The 19,243-nt window shown below is 45.7% G+C and carries 19 protein-coding genes and 1 riboswitch; of the genes, 16 read left to right on the forward strand and 3 right to left on the reverse strand.

Translation table 11 applies throughout. The annotated features are described in order from the left end of the window. The first annotated feature begins 119 nt into the window (after positions 1–119). On the forward strand, positions 120–995 hold the full coding sequence (locus DHX103_RS13580) for a 5'-3' exonuclease (RefSeq protein ID WP_422122783.1): 876 nt from the start codon (positions 120–122) through the stop codon (positions 993–995). A gap of 5 nt (positions 996–1,000) precedes the next feature. On the opposite strand, the gene DHX103_RS13585 is transcribed toward DHX103_RS13580, so the two are convergent. The 3 genes from DHX103_RS13585 to DHX103_RS13595 all read right to left on the reverse strand — a co-directional run bounded on the left by DHX103_RS13585 (position 1,001) and on the right by DHX103_RS13595 (position 2,515). Continuing rightward, positions 1,001–1,516 carry a hypothetical protein gene (locus tag DHX103_RS13585; RefSeq protein ID WP_422122784.1) on the reverse strand — a complete coding sequence of 172 codons (516 nt, stop codon included), beginning with the start codon at positions 1,514–1,516 and terminating at the stop codon, positions 1,001–1,003. A 27-nt stretch (positions 1,517–1,543) separates the two neighbouring features. Further along, positions 1,544–2,008 carry an STAS domain-containing protein gene (locus tag DHX103_RS13590; protein WP_422122785.1) on the reverse strand — a complete coding sequence of 155 codons (465 nt, stop codon included), beginning with the start codon at positions 2,006–2,008 and terminating at the stop codon, positions 1,544–1,546. A gap of 186 nt (positions 2,009–2,194) precedes the next feature. Then, the gene (locus tag DHX103_RS13595) at positions 2,195–2,515 is read right to left on the reverse strand and encodes a thioredoxin family protein (RefSeq protein ID WP_422122786.1); all 321 of its coding nucleotides are present in this window, start codon (positions 2,513–2,515) and stop codon (positions 2,195–2,197) included. Between the two features lie 537 nt (positions 2,516–3,052). Between DHX103_RS13595 and DHX103_RS13600 the strand changes: the two genes are divergently transcribed. From DHX103_RS13600 to sufU, 15 genes are all read left to right on the forward strand, one after another. Then, the gene (locus DHX103_RS13600; RefSeq protein WP_422122787.1) at positions 3,053–5,437 is read left to right on the forward strand and encodes a 3-hydroxyacyl-CoA dehydrogenase NAD-binding domain-containing protein; all 2,385 of its coding nucleotides are present in this window, start codon (positions 3,053–3,055) and stop codon (positions 5,435–5,437) included. 27 nt (positions 5,438–5,464) lie between these two features. After that, positions 5,465–6,640 carry an acetyl-CoA C-acetyltransferase gene (locus DHX103_RS13605; protein WP_422122788.1) on the forward strand — a complete coding sequence of 392 codons (1,176 nt, stop codon included), beginning with the start codon at positions 5,465–5,467 and terminating at the stop codon, positions 6,638–6,640. Between the two features lie 360 nt (positions 6,641–7,000). Next, positions 7,001–8,782, forward strand: coding sequence for an acyl-CoA dehydrogenase family protein (locus DHX103_RS13610; RefSeq protein ID WP_422122789.1), 1,782 nt, complete (start codon positions 7,001–7,003; stop codon positions 8,780–8,782). Positions 8,783–8,877: 95 nt separating this feature from the next. Then, positions 8,878–9,231 carry an arsenate reductase family protein gene (locus DHX103_RS13615; RefSeq protein WP_422122790.1) on the forward strand — a complete coding sequence of 118 codons (354 nt, stop codon included), beginning with the start codon at positions 8,878–8,880 and terminating at the stop codon, positions 9,229–9,231. Between the two features lie 78 nt (positions 9,232–9,309). Then, positions 9,310–9,690: a glycine cleavage system protein GcvH gene (gene gcvH / locus DHX103_RS13620; protein WP_422122791.1), complete on the forward strand. Its 381-nt coding sequence runs from the start codon at positions 9,310–9,312 to the stop codon at positions 9,688–9,690. A gap of 90 nt (positions 9,691–9,780) precedes the next feature. Next, positions 9,781–10,119, forward strand: a complete 339-nt coding sequence (locus DHX103_RS13625) for a toprim domain-containing protein (protein ID WP_422122792.1) — start codon at positions 9,781–9,783, stop codon at positions 10,117–10,119. 6 nt (positions 10,120–10,125) lie between these two features. Further along, a complete protein-coding gene (locus tag DHX103_RS13630; protein ID WP_422122793.1) occupies positions 10,126–10,437 on the forward strand; it encodes a thioredoxin family protein in 312 nt (103 codons plus the stop codon). A 49-nt stretch (positions 10,438–10,486) separates the two neighbouring features. After that, positions 10,487–10,591, forward strand: a riboswitch (SAM riboswitch). An 87-nt stretch (positions 10,592–10,678) separates the two neighbouring features. Next, positions 10,679–11,704, forward strand: coding sequence for a methionine ABC transporter ATP-binding protein (locus DHX103_RS13635; RefSeq protein WP_422122794.1), 1,026 nt, complete (start codon positions 10,679–10,681; stop codon positions 11,702–11,704). Then, positions 11,697–12,365 carry a methionine ABC transporter permease gene (locus tag DHX103_RS13640; RefSeq protein WP_422122795.1) on the forward strand — a complete coding sequence of 223 codons (669 nt, stop codon included), beginning with the start codon at positions 11,697–11,699 and terminating at the stop codon, positions 12,363–12,365. Before DHX103_RS13635 ends, DHX103_RS13640 begins: the two co-directional genes overlap by 8 nt. A gap of 58 nt (positions 12,366–12,423) precedes the next feature. Continuing rightward, on the forward strand, positions 12,424–13,269 hold the full coding sequence (locus DHX103_RS13645) for a MetQ/NlpA family ABC transporter substrate-binding protein (protein WP_422122796.1): 846 nt from the start codon (positions 12,424–12,426) through the stop codon (positions 13,267–13,269). A 381-nt stretch (positions 13,270–13,650) separates the two neighbouring features. Beyond that, a complete protein-coding gene (locus tag DHX103_RS13650; protein WP_422122797.1) occupies positions 13,651–14,817 on the forward strand; it encodes a dicarboxylate/amino acid:cation symporter in 1,167 nt (388 codons plus the stop codon). A gap of 661 nt (positions 14,818–15,478) precedes the next feature. After that, positions 15,479–16,261, forward strand: coding sequence for a Fe-S cluster assembly ATPase SufC (gene sufC, locus DHX103_RS13655; RefSeq protein ID WP_422124784.1), 783 nt, complete (start codon positions 15,479–15,481; stop codon positions 16,259–16,261). An 18-nt stretch (positions 16,262–16,279) separates the two neighbouring features. Beyond that, the gene (sufD, locus tag DHX103_RS13660; protein WP_422122798.1) at positions 16,280–17,584 is read left to right on the forward strand and encodes a Fe-S cluster assembly protein SufD; all 1,305 of its coding nucleotides are present in this window, start codon (positions 16,280–16,282) and stop codon (positions 17,582–17,584) included. Next, positions 17,584–18,813: a cysteine desulfurase gene (locus DHX103_RS13665; RefSeq protein ID WP_422122799.1), complete on the forward strand. Its 1,230-nt coding sequence runs from the start codon at positions 17,584–17,586 to the stop codon at positions 18,811–18,813. Before sufD ends, DHX103_RS13665 begins: the two co-directional genes overlap by 1 nt. After that, positions 18,803–19,243 (forward strand): Fe-S cluster assembly sulfur transfer protein SufU, encoded by a 441-nt coding sequence (gene sufU, locus DHX103_RS13670; protein ID WP_422122800.1) that lies wholly within the window; start codon positions 18,803–18,805, stop codon positions 19,241–19,243. The genes DHX103_RS13665 and sufU overlap by 11 nt, the downstream gene beginning before the upstream one ends.

Genomic DNA, 19,243 nt, shown 5'->3' on the forward strand with positions numbered 1-19,243 from the left:
TTGTGGAATCTCAACTGCAGATCCATTGTTAGTTTTAATCTAACAATGGATCTGCAGTTTTTTTCTGTTGAAGAGCGTATAATGGATTATGGGAATAAAAGAATGGGGGACAAGGATTTATGGAAAGACCACACGTATTATTGGTTGACGGCATGGCTTTATTGTTTCGTTCATTCTTTGCGACTTCAGCAGTCGGCCAGTATTTCAGAACTACTGAAGGACTTGCCACGAATGGAGTGCAAGGGTTTACGAGACACGTGCTCGCTGCCAAAACGATGATGAAACCGACGCATATGGCCGTATGCTGGGATATGGGCGCGCATACGTTCCGCACCGATTTGTTCGACGGCTACAAGGCAAACCGTCCGGCACCGCCTGAAGATATGCTGCACCAGTTTGACCAGGCAAAAAATGTGTCCGAGCAATTGGGCTGGCAGAATTTCGGGGAAAAAGGTATCGAAGCGGATGATTTTATCGGATCATTCACGAAGCAATGGCAAGACGAAGTGGATTTTACGATCATTACCGGCGATAAGGATATGCTCCAGCTTCTGAAACCTTCAGTGAAGATCGCTTTCATGAAAAAAGGTTTCCATGTCTACGACGTCTATACGGATGAACGCTTTAAGGAAGAATACGGCATTGAACCGAATCAGTTTGCGGATGTTAAGGCATTCATGGGAGATGCCGGCGACGGTTATCCCGGCGTAAAAGGAATCGGGCCGAAAACGGCGCTGCAATTGATCCAAAAATACGGCTCAACTGCTGGCGTGCTGTCAGCGATCGACGAATTGAAACCTGCACAAAAGAAAAAGATAGAAGAGAATAAAGAAATGCTTCTCCTATCCAAAGAACTGGCTGTGATCAAATGTGATATCGAATTGGATATCCCTTTGAACGACATCGCCGTGCAGCGCTACACCGCTGACCATATCCGGCTGTGCGAAGACCAGCAATTGAATCTTTTGGCGCGCCAATTGGAAAAAAGTTTATAAAAAAATCATTCCGGTTTTCGCGGAATGATTTTAACAAAACTTAAAATGGTACGCTGCTTATGATAAGAAACTGTCCGGATTTTACTCGGGCGGTTTCTTTTTCCGTTATCGTGAAAATATAAAATCACGTCGTCACCTTCGTCTTCAAAGCCGATGAGCGGCACCCAGTGATAATTGTATAAGGGTTTTGCAAACCAGCGGAATGTGAAATAACGGTCGAATTTCATTGCCAGCGGCCGGCCGGACAGAAGCTCCTGTTTCACTTGGGAAATCGACCGCGTTTTTTCAAGCTGATACCGGCTGCCCGCAATCTTTCGGAAGTTGCGCAGCAAACGCCAAGTGAAAAGGCCGATTGACGTTGTGCCAAGCAGCCTGTAAACTTCATTGATTTCAAAAACTTCGCTTTCATGAAACCTGAAAATGGAGGCTGCGGTGACGGGGCCGCAAGCGGAACCGCGTTTCTTAGGCTCAATGACTGTCTCATATTGTGACATTCCTTCGAACGGCAACAGGACTTTCAAGAACAACGCCTCCATGCCTTCCTCACATCATTTAGAAGAACGGCTTTTATTTTTTTCATCCAATAATTCTTTTAAGGCTGCACGGAAAGAATGATAGACTTCAAGTTCGACCTGAATCCCGGCCTGGACAATCTCTCTGACAAATCGGGGATTGAAACCGACATAAATCGGGCGCAGCCCCATCAATTTCAACGAACTGTTCAAAGCGGTCAGTTCACGGGCCAGCTCGTTATAGTCAGAAGTCTGAATATCTTCTGATTGGACGCCTGTAAAATCGAAAATGACGCATTCAGTTTCACGATGCTCCCCTGCATGTTCCAGCGCTTTGCCGCGGATCAATTCGAAGCGGTCTGCTGAAATGATACCGGCAATCGGCATTAGAATCGTTTTGGGTACGATGGAGGGAATAATGGGTGCAGACATATTTTTGATGACCATCTCATAATATTTTACAAGATCTTTTAATTCACTGATCTCTTTTTGGGGATCCATGACAACACCTCACTAAATTTTGTAATTTAATTATACAATAAGAAAAGCAAAAGCGCCCGTTAAGCTTCGACAGGGAAGAGATGGAGCTAGCGAAGCGATGCAGGAACAATAAGGTTTTTGGCGGATCAGCGGAGCGGCGTCCTTTGCCGCAGGAGTCTGGACAATAAAAAAAGAATAGGCATCAGCCTATTCCGATTGTTTTGCTAAAAATTCGGTGACATCTTCCGGTGATTTCGCGTTTGCGCTGTGGAGATGTGCCGTTTTTTCACCTTGTTTGAAAATCAACAGACTGGGAATTCCCATCACTTCATATTGCTCTGCGATTTCCGGCAGTTCATCGCGGTTCAAATCGAACCATTGGTATTTATCGTATTCAGCAATGATCGGATCGATGAACATATCCATGCGTGTGCAATCCGGACACCATCCGGCCTGGAACTTGACGATAACCGGCTGGTCGCCAGTAATTGCTGTTTGGAATTCTTCATTAGTTTTAATCGGTTGCATTAGTTTTTCCCCCTGTTGTTTCTATTTATATAAGTTGAATTAATAGTCCATAGTAGTCGATATTCCGCAAAACAGCTTCGCTTGCCTGGGGGCTTGCGCTGAGCTAACTCGGGCTCGTTTCACTTCGCCCGAGTGGATCTCAGCACTTCGCTTGGTCCCCATGGCGTCTGCGCTGTTTTGCTCCATATCTCTGGAGAGTTCTCTGAGCGATGGTGCGCCTTTGCGACGAGCAGTGCGCAGGAGCATAATCTTTGAACTGTCCAAAGCGCCGATGTGGAGAAATATTAATTGTTCAACATATATAGTAGAAAAAAATAGATTGATGGATTTAAGGATATTCATTTTTGTCCAACATTTACAGTGTACCTGTCATCGGCTAATTCGAAAAGAAAAGAATACTGGCAGCCGAAAAAATAAGAATTAAATATTGCGAAAAAAAGGAAAATAACTTACACTTAGGGATATAGAGAACGTTCTATTTTTTTTAACTCAAAAATGAATGAGGATTCATTCAAAAAATATGAGGAGGGTTTGCTAGTGGCATACCAAATAAGAAAAGCAGCTGTAATCGGATCTGGAGTTATGGGTTCAGGAATTGCAGCGCATCTTGCAAACATAGGAATACCAGTCTTATTACTGGATATCGTTCCGCGTGAAGTGACGGAAGCGGAACAGGCGAAAGGCTTGACGCTCGAAGACCGCGCAGTTCGCAACCGGATTTCAACAACTTCCATCCAAAAATTATTGAAACAGAAACCGGCTCCTCTGACAGCCAAAAAGAATTTAGATCTCATCACAGCGGGGAACCTTGAAGATGATTTGGAAAAACTTGCAGACGTAGACTGGATTGTAGAAGTCATCGTAGAAAATCTTGATGTAAAAAAATCCTTATATGAGAGAATTGATGCCGTTAGAAAACCTGGCACAATCATTTCTTCAAATACTTCAGGCATCTCAATTGATGCAATGGCTGAAGGGCGTTCGGAAGATTTCAGCAAACATTTCCTGGGGACGCATTTCTTTAATCCGCCTCGCTATCTGAAGCTTTTGGAAGTGATTCCAGCAGCGACGACAGCACCGGAAGTCATCGAATTCATGACTGCTTTCGGGGAAGACGTGCTTGGCAAAGGAGTCGTTATTGCCAAAGACACGCCGAACTTTATTGCAAACCGGATCGGAACTTACGGCTTATTGGTGACATTGCGTGAAATGCAGAACCGCGGCTATTCAATCGGGGAAGTCGATTCCGTTACCGGACCATTAATCGGCCGTCCGAAATCCGCAACTTTCCGTACGCTTGACGTTGTGGGACTGGATACATTCATGCACGTGGCGAAAAACGTCTACGACCAGACTGAAGGAGAAGAGCAGCAAGTTTTTGAAGCTCCTGCATTCATGAAGAAAATGGTTGAAAACGGATGGCTCGGTGCAAAGTCCGGACAAGGTTTCTTCCTGAAAAAGGATAAGGAAATTCTGGAACTGGATCCGGAAACATTGGAATACCGTCCTGCCGGCAAATTGAAAACGCCTTCACAAGAAATGGCGAAAGCACAAAAAGGTTTCGCTGCGAAGATGAAAACACTTGTTTATGCAGAAGATCGCACAGGCGAATTATTGTGGAACATTCTCGCACCGGTTCTTCGCTACTCGGCCGAGTTGAACGGCGAAATCGCGGATGACATCGTGTCAATTGACAATGCCATGAAATGGGGCTTCGGCTGGAACCAGGGGCCATTCGAAATCTGGGATGCAATCGGTGTCCAAAAATCAATTGCAAAAATGAAAGAAGAAGGCCATGACATTCCTGCTTTCGCCCAAAAATTAGTGGACAGCGGCAATGAAACTTTCTATAAAGAAGTGGAAGGCGACCTTTATTTCTTTAATGGAACGGACTACCAAGCAGTTCCTTTAAATGAAAAAGTGATTGACTTGAAACGCTATAAGAAAAAACACGGCGTCATCAAATCGAACGCAGGTGCAAGCCTGATCGACCTGGGTGATGGCATTGCGTTGCTGGAGTTCCACTCACAATCAAATGCAATCGGCCTTGATATCATGCAAATGATCAATTTCGCGGTTGATGAAGTTGAGAAAAACTACAAAGGGCTTGTCATCGGTAACCAGGGCAAGAACTTCTGCGTAGGCGCGAATCTTGGCATGATCCTGATGGAAGCACAGGATGATAATATTTTCGAACTTGATTTCACTATTAAAACTTTCCAGAATGCGATGATGAGGATTAAATACAGTTCAAAACCGGTTGTCGCTGCACCATTCGGCATGTCGCTTGGCGGCGGAGCTGAAGTAGCTCTTCCTGCTGCACATATCCAGGCGTCAATGGAAACTTATATGGGACTTGTCGAAGCGGGAGTCGGGCTGATTCCAGGCGGCGGCGGAAACAAAGAACTTTATATGAAACACCTGAAAGGCTTGCCGAATGGCATCGATTTCGATCTGCAGAGTGTCACGAGCAAAGTTTTCGAATCGATTGCAATGGCAAAAGTATCCACTTCTGCTGAAGAAGCACGTGACAATAACTTCCTCAACTTTGTGGACGGCATCAGTGTCAACAGCGACCATCTTATTTACGATGCGAAGCAGGCGGCATTGTCCCTTTATGAAAACGGTTATAAAGCGCCTAAACGCGAAAAAGTTCCTGTGACGGGCGAGCCGGGTTATGCGACTCTATTGCTTGGAGCTGAAGGCATGTTCCTTTCCGGCTATATCAGTGAGTACGATCTGAAGATTGCTCAAAAATTGGCGTTTGTTTTAGCAGGCGGCAAGGTTCCTTACGGCACAAAAGTGGATGAGCAATATTTGCTGGATCTTGAACGTCAGGCGTTCCTTAGCTTGGTGGCTCAGCCGAAAACTCAGCAGCGCATGCAGCATATGCTTGTCAAAGGGAAACCGTTACGCAATTGATCGAAAGATATTAAAGGAGGAAAAAATATGCGTGAAGCAGTAATCGTGGCCAGTGCCAGAACACCGGTCGGAAAAGCGAAAAAAGGTTCTCTTGCATCAGTGCGGCCGGATGATTTCGGTGCTTTGGTTGTTAAGGAAACATTAAAACGGGCAGGCGGATACGACGGCCCAATCGATGATTTGATCATGGGCTGTGCGATGCCGGAAGCCGAACAAGGTATGAACATCGCCCGCAACATCGGCGCATTGGCGGGCTTGCCCGATACGACACCCGCAGTTACAGTCAACCGTTTCTGTTCTTCAGGTCTTCAATCGATCGCCTATGCAGCAGAACGCATCATGGTTGGCCATGCGGAAGCAATCATCGCCGGTGGTGTTGAGTCGATGAGTATGGTGCCGATGATGGGCAATGTTATTCGCCCGAACGCGAAATTGGCGGAAACAGCTCCACAATATTATATGAGTATGGGCCATACAGCTGAGCAAGTGGCTACGCAATACGGCGTAAGCCGTGAAGACCAGGATGCTTTTTCTGTACGCTCTCATGAAAATGCGGCAGCAGCTATTGAAAAAGGCCATTTCGACGAAGAAATCGTACCGGTCGAAGTAACAAAACGGTATGTGGATGACAACAATAAATACCAGGAGAAATCCTTTATGTTCGAAATGGATGAAGGCGTCCGCCATGGCACGTCCATCCAGACCTTGAACAAATTGCGCGCTGCTTTCTCGGCACGCGGTTCTGTAACAGCCGGAAACTCTTCCCAGACTTCTGATGGTGCAGGCGCATTGCTGGTAATGGACCGTGAAAAAGCGGAAGCTCTCGGGCTTACACCGATCGCGAAATTCCGTTCATTTGCAACTGGCGGCGTACCGCCGGAAGTAATGGGCATCGGCCCGATCGAAGCGATTCCAAAAGCGTTGAAACTTGCAGGCCTTACAATCGATGATATCGATGTGTGGGAATTGAACGAAGCATTCGCTTCCCAATCACTTGCAGTTATCAGAAAGCTGAACCTCGATATCAATAAAGTAAACTTGAACGGCGGAGCAATCGCGCTTGGCCACCCACTGGGTGCAACCGGTTCAGTTCTGACAATCCGCATGCTGAGTGAACTGAAACGCCAGGGCAAACAATTCGGCGTAGTCACCATGTGTATCGGCGGAGGAATGGGCGCAGCAGGCGTCTTTGAAATGCTGTAGGTTTTTTATAGTTAGTCTATGAATGAGTCCGATGAAAATGCTCCAGGCGGACGCTTTCCGCGGGCATGGCCTCAGCCTCCTCGGCGCTTCGCTTCTGCGGGGTCTTCGTCTCATGCTATTCCCGCAGGAGTCGCCGCCTTCCGCAATTTCATCTAAAGTTCTAAATAAGATATGGAGCAAAACAGCGAAGACGCCATGGGGACCAAGCGAAGTGTTGAGATCCACTCGGGCGAAGTGAAACGAGCACGAGTTAGCTCAACGCGAGCCCCCAGGCAAGCGAAGCTGTTTTGCGGAATATCGGCTATCTAAAATAATTTTATTTAAAGTCATAAAAGCTTTATAAAATAGGAGGAATATAAAATGTCAGAATCAAAAACGTTAATCAAAGGCGGAAGCTTCCTGATTGAAGACGCAGATCTTTCACGTGTATTTACACCGGAGGATTTCACGGACGAACAAAAAATGATCGCCAAATCAACTGAGGACTACGTAAACACAGACGTAATGCCTGTGGTTGAGAACCTTGAAAACCACGAGTTCGAACATTCCGTACGCCTATTGAAAAAAGCAGGCGAATTAGGTTTGCTTGGAGCTGACGTTCCAGAACAATATGGCGGCTTGGGGCTTGATAAAATCGCTTCAGCTTTGATTGCTGAAAAAATGTCCAAAGCGGGCGGTTTCTCAATCACTCACGGAGCGCACGTTGGAATCGGCTCATTGCCGATCGTACTTTTCGGTAACGAAGAGCAGAAACAAAGTTACCTGCCACGCCTTGCAACTGGTGAAATGATCGCTGCATACGCATTGACTGAGCCAAGTTCAGGTTCAGATGCACTGGGTGCGAAAACGACTGCCAAGTTGAACGCTGCAGGTACGCATTACGTCCTGAACGGTGAAAAACAATGGATCACAAACGCTGGATTTGCTGATGTTTTCGTTGTTTACGCGAAAATTGACGGAGAGCAATTCTCTGCATTTATCGTCGAGCGCGAATTTACTGGCGTTTCCGTAGGACCGGAAGAGAAGAAAATGGGGATTAAATCCTCATCGACTCGTACGTTGATCTTGGAAGATGCAGAAGTGCCGGTTGAAAACCTGTTGGGTGAAGCAGGACGCGGGCATATCATCGCCTTCAACATCCTGAACATCGGCCGCTACAAATTGGGAGTTGGCACAATCGGAGCTTCTAAACGTGCAATGGAAATTACGATTCCGTACACGAACCAGCGCCAGCAATTCAAAACGCCGATCTCTTCATTCAACCTGACGCGTGAGAAACTTGCGACAATGGGCTCGCAATTATATGCGCTTGAAAGCTCGGTTTACCGCACAGTTGGTTTGTTCGAAGACCGCATGAGCGGATTTACTGACGAAGAACACGCCAACGGCAAACTTGTTGCAGATTCAATCGCTGAATTCGCAGTGGAGTGCTCGATGAATAAATTCTTCGGAACGGAAACATTGGACTATATCGTTGACGAAGGCGTTCAATTGCACGGTGGTTACGGCTTCATGCAGGAATACGAAATTGAGCGCATCTACCGCGACTCACGCATCAACCGTATCTTCGAAGGAACAAACGAAATCAACCGTTTACTGGTTCCAGGCACTCTATTGCGTAAAGCAATGAAAGGCGAATTGCCATTGTTGCAGCATGCTGTGAAACTTCAGGAAGAGTTATTGATGATGATGCCGGAAGAAGTGGGCACGGAAGCTTTGGCTCAGGAAAAATACCTGGTGAACAACGCGAAGAAAATCGCAATTCTTGCAACTGGCCTTGCGGCACAAACTTACGGCACGAAATTGGAGCATGAGCAGGAAGTTCTTGTGAACATCGCGGATATCGTCAGCAATGTCTTCGCGATGGAATCTGCAGTACTCCGCACTGAAAAAGCGATTGCCGCTTCAGGGGAAGAAAAAGCGAAGCAAAAACTTCTTTACACACAAATCTATTGCCAGGAAGCATTCGACAAGATCGAAAAGGATGCAAAAGAAACATTGATCGCTGCGATCGAAGGCGACAACCAGCGCATGATGCTTTCAGCATTGCGCAAATTAACGCGTTCAACTCCTTACAACGTCATCGCGAAAAAACGCGAAGCGGCTGTGAAGTTGATCGACGCAGAAAAATATATCGTATAATCAATTCTCTAAAGCGTCACCAAATTTGGTGGCGCTTTTGCTTCGCCCGCATCACAGGGGTTTGTTAGAATGGTTACGAGAGGGAGGTTTTTTACATGTTGGATTTTTATTGGTACCCGAAATGCAGCACTTGCCAAAAGGCGAAGAAATGGCTCGCCGCAAATGAAGTGGACTTCAAGGAAATACACATCGTCGACAGCCCGCCGTCGAAAGGTGAACTGAAAAGAATTGTCGACGCCAGCGGACTCGACATGAAGAAGTTTTTCAACACGAGCGGCCAGCAATACCGTGAGTTGCAATTGAAAGATAAGCTCGGGGAAATGTCGGAAGATGAGAAACTCGAGCTGCTGTCTTCAAACGGCATGCTGATCAAGCGGCCACTTGCGTGGGACGGGAAAAAAGTGACACTTGGATTCAAAGAAGAAGTGTTTGAAAATAGCTGGTCTTAAAGATTGTGAAATCTTGTAATTGCGCGGTTTATATGTCAAACTGAAATTGAAGCTACTACATATTTTGGAGGCGTTTGGATGAACACACCACAAGAACTTCGTTATTCAAAAGAACATGAATGGGTTAAGCTTGAAGACGGCAAAGCAACTATCGGGATTACACATTTTGCGCAGGCTGAACTAGGGGACATCGTTTTCGTCGAATTGCCGCAGGTCGGTGACGAGCTGAAGAAAAATGAACCATTCGGCAGTGTTGAATCTGTTAAAACTGTATCGGAACTTTATGCACCGGTCAGCGGAAAAGTGATTGAAGTCAATTCTGAACTCGAAGACAGCCCGGAATTCGTCAACGAATCTCCGTATGAGCAAGCTTGGATGGTCGTCATCGAAGCACCGTCTGAAGATGAAATGAACGAATTGATGGACGCTGACGCGTACAAGGAAATGACGAACGAATAGGACCCGGAAAGCGCCTGCAACTTGGCGCTTTTTTCATTATCCAAACGCTTGCACTTTTATAAATTCTTTAGAATCAGCGGGGTGTTGGTTATGGGGAAAGTGATTGTGGTGGAAGGCATTTCAGACAAAAACAGGATAGCGCCGCTCATTGCAGAATCCGTGACGATTCTCTGCACAAATGGTACAGTAAGTGCAACGAGGCTCGAAGAATTGCTGCTGCCATTTGAAGGGCAGGACATCATTATTTTGGTGGATGCGGATAAATCCGGTGAAAAGCTCAGAAAACTGGTGAAACGTGAGTTTCCTGAAGCGAGACATTTTTACATTGACCGGAATTATAAGGAAGTGGCCACGACGCCATTGCGCATCCTGATGGATGTTCTGATTGCAGCCAACGTAAGGGTCAATAACCTGTTAACAGAAGGATGACGAAATATGGAAGAATGGAACCATAAAGACTGGACCAAAGCCAAAAATACCAATAAGATTTCGGCCTATTATCTATACACACCGATGTGCGGCACCTGCCAGCTGGCTTCAAAAATGCTGGAAGTTGTCACTGCGGCCATGCCGGAACTGCCGATCGGCAAAGCGAATTTGAATTATGTGCAGGAAATTGCCGCTTTATATGAAGTGGAAAGTGTCCCGTGTCTCTTGATCACCGAAAACGGCAAGCTCAAAGACAAGGTTTATGCCTTTCATTCCGTGCCTTATATTTATGAGAAATTAAAAATTGTTGACGGATAAATAAAGCCGTGGTAAATTAAGAACCTGAATCGCAAACTTAATAACGTAACTCTTATACAGAGTGGTGGAGGGAAGTACCCTGTGAAGCCCGGCAACCGTCATGAAAATGAAATGGTGCCAAGTCACACAAAGCGAAAGCTTTGGAAGATGAGAGAACGGTTAACGTATATTTTTTTACGCATGCCCTTCTGCTCGTTTTCGAGCAGAAGGGCATTTTATTTTGAAGTAGGAGTGTGTAGCAATGATCCAGTTAAAAGAATTGACGAAGATATTTGATACGGGCAAGACCACCCTCACTGCCGTGGACGATGTGAACCTGTCGATCGATGACGGGGAAATTTTCGGAATCATCGGTTACAGTGGGGCAGGAAAAAGTACATTGATCCGCTTATTGAATGGGTTGGAAAAACCGACTTCCGGCACAGTTGATATCAACGGCCAGAAAATTACTGCCATCAAAGGGGCAGATTTACGCAAAGCGCGGCAGAAAGTGAGTATGATTTTCCAGCATTTCAATCTTCTGTGGTCACGGACGGTTCGGGAGAACATCGAGTTTCCGCTTGAAATTGCGGGTGTACCAAAAGCGAAAAGAGAGTCGAGAGTCAAGGAACTCGTCGAATTGGTAGGATTGGATGGACGGGAGAACGCATATCCTTCGCAACTCTCCGGTGGACAAAAGCAGCGTGTCGGGATTGCCCGTTCGCTCGCCAATGATCCGGAAGTGCTGCTTTGCGATGAAGCAACTTCGGCACTCGATCCGGAAACGACAGATTCAATCCTGGATCTGCTGGTCGATATCAACAAGCGTCTCGGTTTGACAATTGTCCTGATAACGCATGAAATGCATGTTATCCGGAAAATCTGCCACCGCGTTGCGGTCATGGAAGGCGGCAAGGTTGTTGAACTGGGCGATGTACTGCAAATCTTCCGGTCACCCAAAAAAGATATCACGAAACGCTTCGTGGCACAGGTGACCGAAACAGAAGATTCCACTGCCACAATCAAGCACCTCCGCGAATTATATCCGACCGGTGAGCTGGTAAAATTGATTTTCGTTGGCGAACAGACTGAGCAGCCGATCTTAACAAAGCTGATCCGCAATTTTCCGGTGGAAGTCAATATTGTGCAGGGGGATATATCCCACACCCAACGCGGCGCATACGGCACATTGATTCTGCAGTTAAAAGGCTCGAAACAGGAAATTGGCGAAGCGATTGTTTTCCTTGAACAAGAGAAAGTGCAGACGGAGGTGATGGCAAATGATTGAGTCATTATTTCCAAATGTTGATTGGGACAGTATGTGGGAAGCGACATTAGAAACCTTGTATATGACAGCCATGTCGACAGCCTTCACTTTCGTCATCGGCCTCATACTCGGCATCATTCTATTTTTGACAGCGCCTAAGCAATTATGGGCCAATAAAATCGTCAATTGGCTGACAGGTGTTTTCGTCAATGTTTTCCGTTCCATTCCTTTTATCATTTTGATCATTTTGCTGATTCCTTTTACAAGCTTTCTGATTGGAACCATCCGGGGACCGAACGCGGCATTGCCGGCGCTGATTATCGGGGCGGCTCCGTTTTATGCACGATTGGTATTGATCGCTTTCCAGGAAATTGATAAAGGCGTCGTTGAAGCAGCACGGTCGATGGGTGCTACTACATGGACCATTATTCGCAAGGTTTTATTGCCGGAATCGAAGCCGGCACTGATCTCAGGCATCACGGTAACTTCCATTGCGTTGGTCGGTTATACTGCGATGGCCGGTGTCATCGGCGCAGGCGGACTGGGAACGCTGGCGTTTCTGGATGGTTTCCAGCGCAGCCGCCCGGATGTTGTATTAATGGCAACCATTTTGATTTTAATCATTGTCTTCATCATCCAATTTATCGGGGATGCATGGACCAGAAGAGCTGACAAACGTTGATGACGGAAATTCCGTTAACATAAAAAAACTAAGCATAGAAAAAGGGAGAGTACAAATCATGAAAAAACTTTTAACTGGAACTTTATTGGCAACATTAGCTTTGGCAGGCTGCGGCACCGACAACGGAGAAACCGGCACTGACAGCAGCAACGGCGGATCTGGAGAAGGAGAAACTACTACTTTAAAAGTGGGTGCCTCAAACGTCCCGCACGCTGAGATTTTAGAACAGGCTCAGCCGATTCTGGAAGAACAGGGAATTGAATTGGAAATCGAAACTTACCAGGACTATATTTTCCCCAACCAGGATCTTGAATCGGGTGAAATTGATGCCAACTACTTTCAGCATATCCCATATTTCGAAGGCCAAATGGAAGAGCATGGCTATGATTTTGCAAATGCCGGCGGTATCCACATTGAGCCAATCGGTGTTTACTCCCAGGAATACGACTCTTTAGAGGCCCTTCCGGAAGGTGCCACTATTTTAGTGAGCAGTTCAGTTGCTGACCACGGACGTATTTTGTCCATGTTGGAAGCAGAAGGATTGATCACTTTAGCTGAAGATATCGATAAAACAAAAGCGGAAGTAAGTGACATTACTGAAAACCCGAAAGACCTGCAATTCGAAACAGATTACGAAGCGGCATTATTGGTGCAAATGTATGAACAGGGTGAAGGCGATGCAGTATTGATCAATTCCAACTATGCAATCGATGCAGGCATCAGCCCGCAGGAAGATTCAATTGCTCTTGAAGAATCAGATTCACCATATGTAAACATCATCGCTGTTCGTTCAGGTGATGAAGACAGCGAAGCAGTCCAAGCATTGGTAGAAGCTCTTACATCACAAGAGATTCAAGATTTCATCTTGGAAGAATGGGGCGGCTCAGTCGTACCTGTGGAATAATAAAGAAAAGCGACGGCACCCGGTTAGCTCCGAAAGGCTTAAGACGGTCCAGCGAAGCGGCCTTGGCCGCGCAGCTGGGCTGGCTTATGACCCGAGGAGTTGGGTCGCCGGAGTCTGGACAAAGAAAAGCGACAGCGCCCGTAACCGAAATTTAAATATAAGAACAGCATCCTCCGGGGTGCTTTTTTTTTGGTCTTTATTTTGGATCACCTATATAAAAATGACCTGCTAATTGCTAGTTATTTCAAGATTAAAGATTATCTTGAAATAATAACAAAAGTGAATATTCCGTGTATTGGAGAACTACTTATCTTATTTTCTTTTCTATGGTAGCTTAATAGCTATTACGAAAAACATATGTACACACAGGGGGGACATGAAATGAAGTTTAAGTTCGGTTTATTGCCAAGGATAGTGCTGGCGATCGTGTTGGGGGTTGTCATCGGTTCGTTTGCACCGGAAAATGTGGTTAGGGTATTTGCTACTTTCACGTCGATATTCGGTAATTTCCTGAACTTCGTCGTGCCATTGATCATTCTCGGATTTATTGCTCCGGGGATTGCGAAACTTGGTAAAGGTTCAGGCAAACTTCTCGGAATTTCCACGCTTGTTGCCTACAGTTCAACAGTGGTTGCTGGAGTCTTTGCATTTCTGGCCGCAATGCTCGTGTTGCCGAACTTTATGGAAGGCCGAGAAATTTCAGGTCTTGATGATCCGGCTAATGCATTGGCAAAAACTTTTATCACCCTTGAAATGACGCCGCTGTTTGGGGTTATGGCTGCTTTGATCCTTGCCTTCTTGCTCGGAATCGGCATGGCCGCAACAGGCAGCAAAACAATGATTTCCTTTTTCGATGAGTTTCAGGTAATCATCGAGAAGACAATCTCTATTGTAATCATTCCGTTATTGCCTTTTTATATTTTCGGCATATTCGCCAATATGGCGTATGGTGGCGCAGTGATGGAGATACTGTCATTATTCGGAATCGTCTTCGTGCTGATCATCATTCTGCACGCGCTGATGCTGCTGCTTCAATACAGCTCTGCTGGTGTGCTCGTCAAACGGAATCCGCTTCGCATGCTGAAAACGATGATGCCGGCTTATTTCACAGCCCTTGGTACTCAATCGTCCGCCGCGACAATTCCTGTAACTTTGCGCCAGGCGCGTAAAACAGGAGCAGATGAAAGAATCGCGGATTTCTCAGTCCCTCTTTTCGCGACCATCCATCTGTCAGGGAGCACAATCACGTTGGTGTCTTGTGCGATCGGTGTGTTGTTCCTTACCGGGCAGACACCTGAATTCAGTTCTTTCTTTCCTTTCATCCTGATGCTGGGTGTTACAATGATTGCTGCGCCGGGAGTTCCTGGTGGCGCTGTAATGGCGGCAATCGGCTTATTGCAGACGATGCTTGGATTTGATGCAACAATGGTTGCCTTGATGATTGCGCTGTACATGGCACAGGACAGTTTCGGAACTGCTGCAAACGTTACTGGTGACGGTGCTTTGACTAATATCGTCGACAGGTTTACAAACGGTCGAAAAGTTTAAGGTCATTTTAATTTCAAATGCTATGGTAATATATTGAAACCGTTTAATCCGAAGCCCGACAAGTTATTGTCGGGCTTTTTCTTATATTTTCCAATAACTATGCCGATAGGTCCATTTTCAGACAATTTACCAAAAAAGAAGTTTCAAAGGTCAGGGTTGGGGTATAATTGGAAATGTAAGAAAAATTGAAAGGGATGATTTATTATCGATTCAAACGGTATCGAGCATACTGAGAAGATGGAACAAGCTTTTAGGAGTGCCCATGGTTTTGGCATCAACGAATACCAGAGCGATACGGATAAGATTATTGAAGTGGAACAGCGCAGAGAACAGGATTACACGAACAGTCAAAAAATCGTGTCTAACTTAGAACGTCAAGTACACCGTGAAATATAAATTGAATGTTAAAGCCGGCCGGTGCATATATGCACCGGCTTTTTTATTGACATCTATTCTCAATTGAATATCTTTTATTGAAAATGAAATTCCAATTTTTATAATTAAGAGAAATGGATTTCCATTGAGAAATGCTGAGTTTTAAATCTTTTAAAGCAACCATATTGTACCGATTTAATGATTTGCAAGAGCAGTCGTTATCGGTTAAGATTAGAATGATACTAATTTAGAATGGTTATCCATTCAACATCAACTATATGGAGGTATTTACATGTCAACTTTGGTCATCCAGGATTTACACGTTGAAATCGAAGGTAAAGAGATTTTAAAAGGTGTAAACTTAACTATTAATACAAGTGAGATCCACGCAATCATGGGTCCGAACGGAACGGGTAAATCCACTTTGGCTTCTGCCATCATGGGGCACCCTAAATACGAAGTAACTTCAGGATCAATTACATTGGACGGCGAAGACGTCTTAGATATGGAAGTCGACGAACGTGCACGTGCAGGACTTTTCCTTGCTATGCAATACCCGAGTGAAATTTCAGGAGTTACAAACGCTGACTTTATGCGTTCTGCGATGAACGCCCGCCGCGAAGAAGGGGACGAAATTTCCTTGATGAAATTCATCCGTGAGCTGGACAGCAAAATGGAAACTCTTGCTATGGACCAGGATATGGCTCAGCGCTATTTAAATGAAGGCTTCTCAGGCGGGGAAAAGAAACGCAATGAAATTCTCCAAATGATGATGATTAAACCAACGATCGCTGTGTTGGATGAAATTGACTCCGGGTTGGATATCGATGCTTTGAAAGTCGTATCTGATGGGATCAACCAGATGAAAGGCGAAGGTTTCGGCTGCCTGATCATCACACATTACCAGCGTCTATTGAATTACATCACGCCGGATCACGTCCATGTAATGATGCAGGGCCGCGTTGTAAAATCCGGTGGAGCAGAACTTGCGCATAAACTGGAAGCAGAAGGCTATGACTGGATCAAACAGGAACTTGGAATTGAAGACGAGACTGTAGGACAAGCATAATTGAAGGGAGAGACTGGCATGACGGTTGAAACAAATTTAAAAATGACCGAGCAAGAGCTGCGCTCCTTTTCAGAAATGAATGGTGAACCTTCTTGGTTTACTGAGCTGCGTCTTCGCTCGTTTGCAGAAGCGGAAACATTACCGCTACCAAAACCTGATAAAACGAAAATTTTGAGCTGGAATTTCACAGATTATCCGGTTCATTCAGTAAAAAATGCTGCATTTGGTTCGATTGCGGATCTGACAGACGACATCAAAACGATTGTCGATCTTGATCAACAGAACCTTTACATCCAGCACAACAATACACCGGCATTTTCCCGTATTTCAGAAGACCTGGCTGCTAAAGGTGTCATCTTAACTGACATTTTCACAGCGCTTCGTGAACACGGCGATCTGGTGAAAAAATATTTCATGACGAACGGTGTCAAAACCGATGAGCATAAATTGACTGCTTTACACGCTGCATTGATGAACGGAGGAGCTTTCCTTTACGTTCCGAAAAATGTGGAAATTGAAGAGCCGGTACAAGTCGTCTTCTATCATGACGATGCGGATGCTTCACTATTCAACCACGTCATTGTTGTTGCGGATACGAGCAGTAAAGTTACTTATGTGGAAAACTATTACTCGACTGTTGCAAAATCGAATGGTTTGGCGAATATCATTTCTGAAGTATTTGCAGAAGATAACGCCCAAATCACTTACGGTGCAGTGGATGTATTGGCTGAAGGGTTCACAACTTATGTCAACCGCCGCGGTATTGCTGCAAGAGATGCAAAAATCGAATGGGCACTTGGCATGATGAACGACAGCGATACAATTTCTGAAAATGTGACACATCTGGTGGGCGATAACTCAATCGGCGACACAAAAATGGTCGTAGTCGGACGAGGCAGCCAGAAACAGAACTTTACAACAAAAGTTGTCCACTGGGGCAAAAACTCCGACGGCCAGATTTTGAAGCACGGCGTTATGAAAGATTCCGCTTCATCCATTTTCAACGGCATCGGTAAAATTGAACATGGCGCATCGAAATCGAATGCGGAGCAGGAATCACGTGTGTTGATGCTTAGCCCGGATGCACGCGGCGACGCAAACCCGATTCTGCTCATCGACGAAGATGATGTAACAGCAGGCCACGCAGCATCTGTCGGCCGAGTTGACCCTCTTCAATTGTATTATCTGATGAGCCGAGGAATTACGAAACAAGAAGCTGAACGTCTTGTTATTCACGGTTTCCTGGCACCGGTTGTAAACGTGTTGCCAATCGAAGGCGTTAAAAAGCAATTGACGGAGGTTATCGAAAGGAAAGTCCGCTGATGATCAACCAAGAGATAAAAAGCTATTTTCCTATACTGAACCAAGAAATCAATGGCAACCCGCTTATTTATCTGGACAGCGCCGCTACGTCACAAAAGCCTGTCCAAGTAATCGAAGCATTGGAGAATTACTATAAATTTGATAATTCCAATGTGCACCGCGGTGTTCACACGCTCGGCAACCGCGCCACCGAAAAATATGAAGGTGCTCGTGAAAAAGTGCAGAAATTCATCAATGCCGAATCCACTGAAGAAATCATCTTTCTTCGGGGCACAACAACAGCCATCAATCTGGTAGCGCAAAGCTACGGACGGGCGAATGTGAATGAAGGCGATGAAATTGTCATCACTTATATGGAGCATCATTCCAATATTATTCCTTGGCAGCAATTGGCGAAAGAGCGTGGAGCGATTCTGAAATATATCGAACTCGAAGCTGACGGCACCATTTCACTTGAACAAGTGAAAGCTGCAATTACTGAACGGACAAAAATCGTTTCCATGGTCTATGTTTCAAACGTCCTCGGAACGATGAACCCTGTGAAGGAAGTTGCCCGCATTGCGCATGAACACGGTGCGGTGATGGTGGTTGACGGGGCACAGGCTGCTCCTCATCTGAAAATCGATGTCCAGCAATTGGACTGTGATTTCTTCGCTTTTTCAGGCCATAAAATGGTCGGTCCAACCGGGATCGGTGTATTATATGGAAAGAAAGCGTTATTGAATGACATGGAGCCGGTCGAATTCGGCGGCGAAATGATTGATTTTGTCGGCCTTTACGATTCGACATGGAAAGAGCTTCCGTGGAAATTCGAAGGGGGTACACCTATTATCGGCGGAGCCGTCGGTTTGGGAGCTGCCATCGATTTTCTGAACGAAATCGGTTTGGACGAAATCGAAAAGCATGAACATGAAATGGCGGCATACGCCATGGAAAAAATGAGCGGAATTGATGGCCTTGAAATCTACGGTCCGAAAGATCCGGCACAACGGGCAGGCATTGTGACGTTCAATTTGAACGATGTCCATCCACACGATGTGGCAACCGTTCTTGATATGAGCGGCATTGCTGTTCGCGCAGGACATCACTGTGCACAGCCATTGATGAAATGGCTGGAAGTATCAGCCACCGCCCGCGCCAGTTTCTATCTCTATAATGGCGAATCGGATGTCGATCGGTTAGTAGAAGGACTACGCTCTGCAAAGGAGTATTTCAACGATGTCTTTTAAAAACTTAGATCAATTGTATCGGTCCGTTATTATGGACCATTATAAAACGCCGAGAAATAAAGGCACCATTGAAAACGACAGCATCAACATCGAAATGAACAACCCGACATGCGGAGACCGCATCCATCTGACCTTGCAGGTCGAAGACGGCATCGTAAAAGATGCGAAGTTTGATGGCGAAGGGTGTTCCATCTCGATGGCTTCCGCTTCAATGATGACCCAAGCAGTCAAAGGGAAAGATGTGGAGACAGCTCTCGGGCTGTCCAAGACTTTTTCTGACATGATGCTCGGCAAAGAGTATGATGATTCCACGGATCTTGGCGATATCGAAGCGTTGCAGGGAGTTTCCCAATTCCCGGCACGCATCAAATGCGCGACACTCGCCTGGAAAGCCATGGAAAAAGGTGTGCACGAGCAAGAAAAATCGTAA

It is taken from the genome of Planococcus daihaiensis (assembly GCF_049262615.1).
Taxonomy (GTDB): Bacteria; Bacillota; Bacilli; order Bacillales_A; family Planococcaceae; genus Planococcus.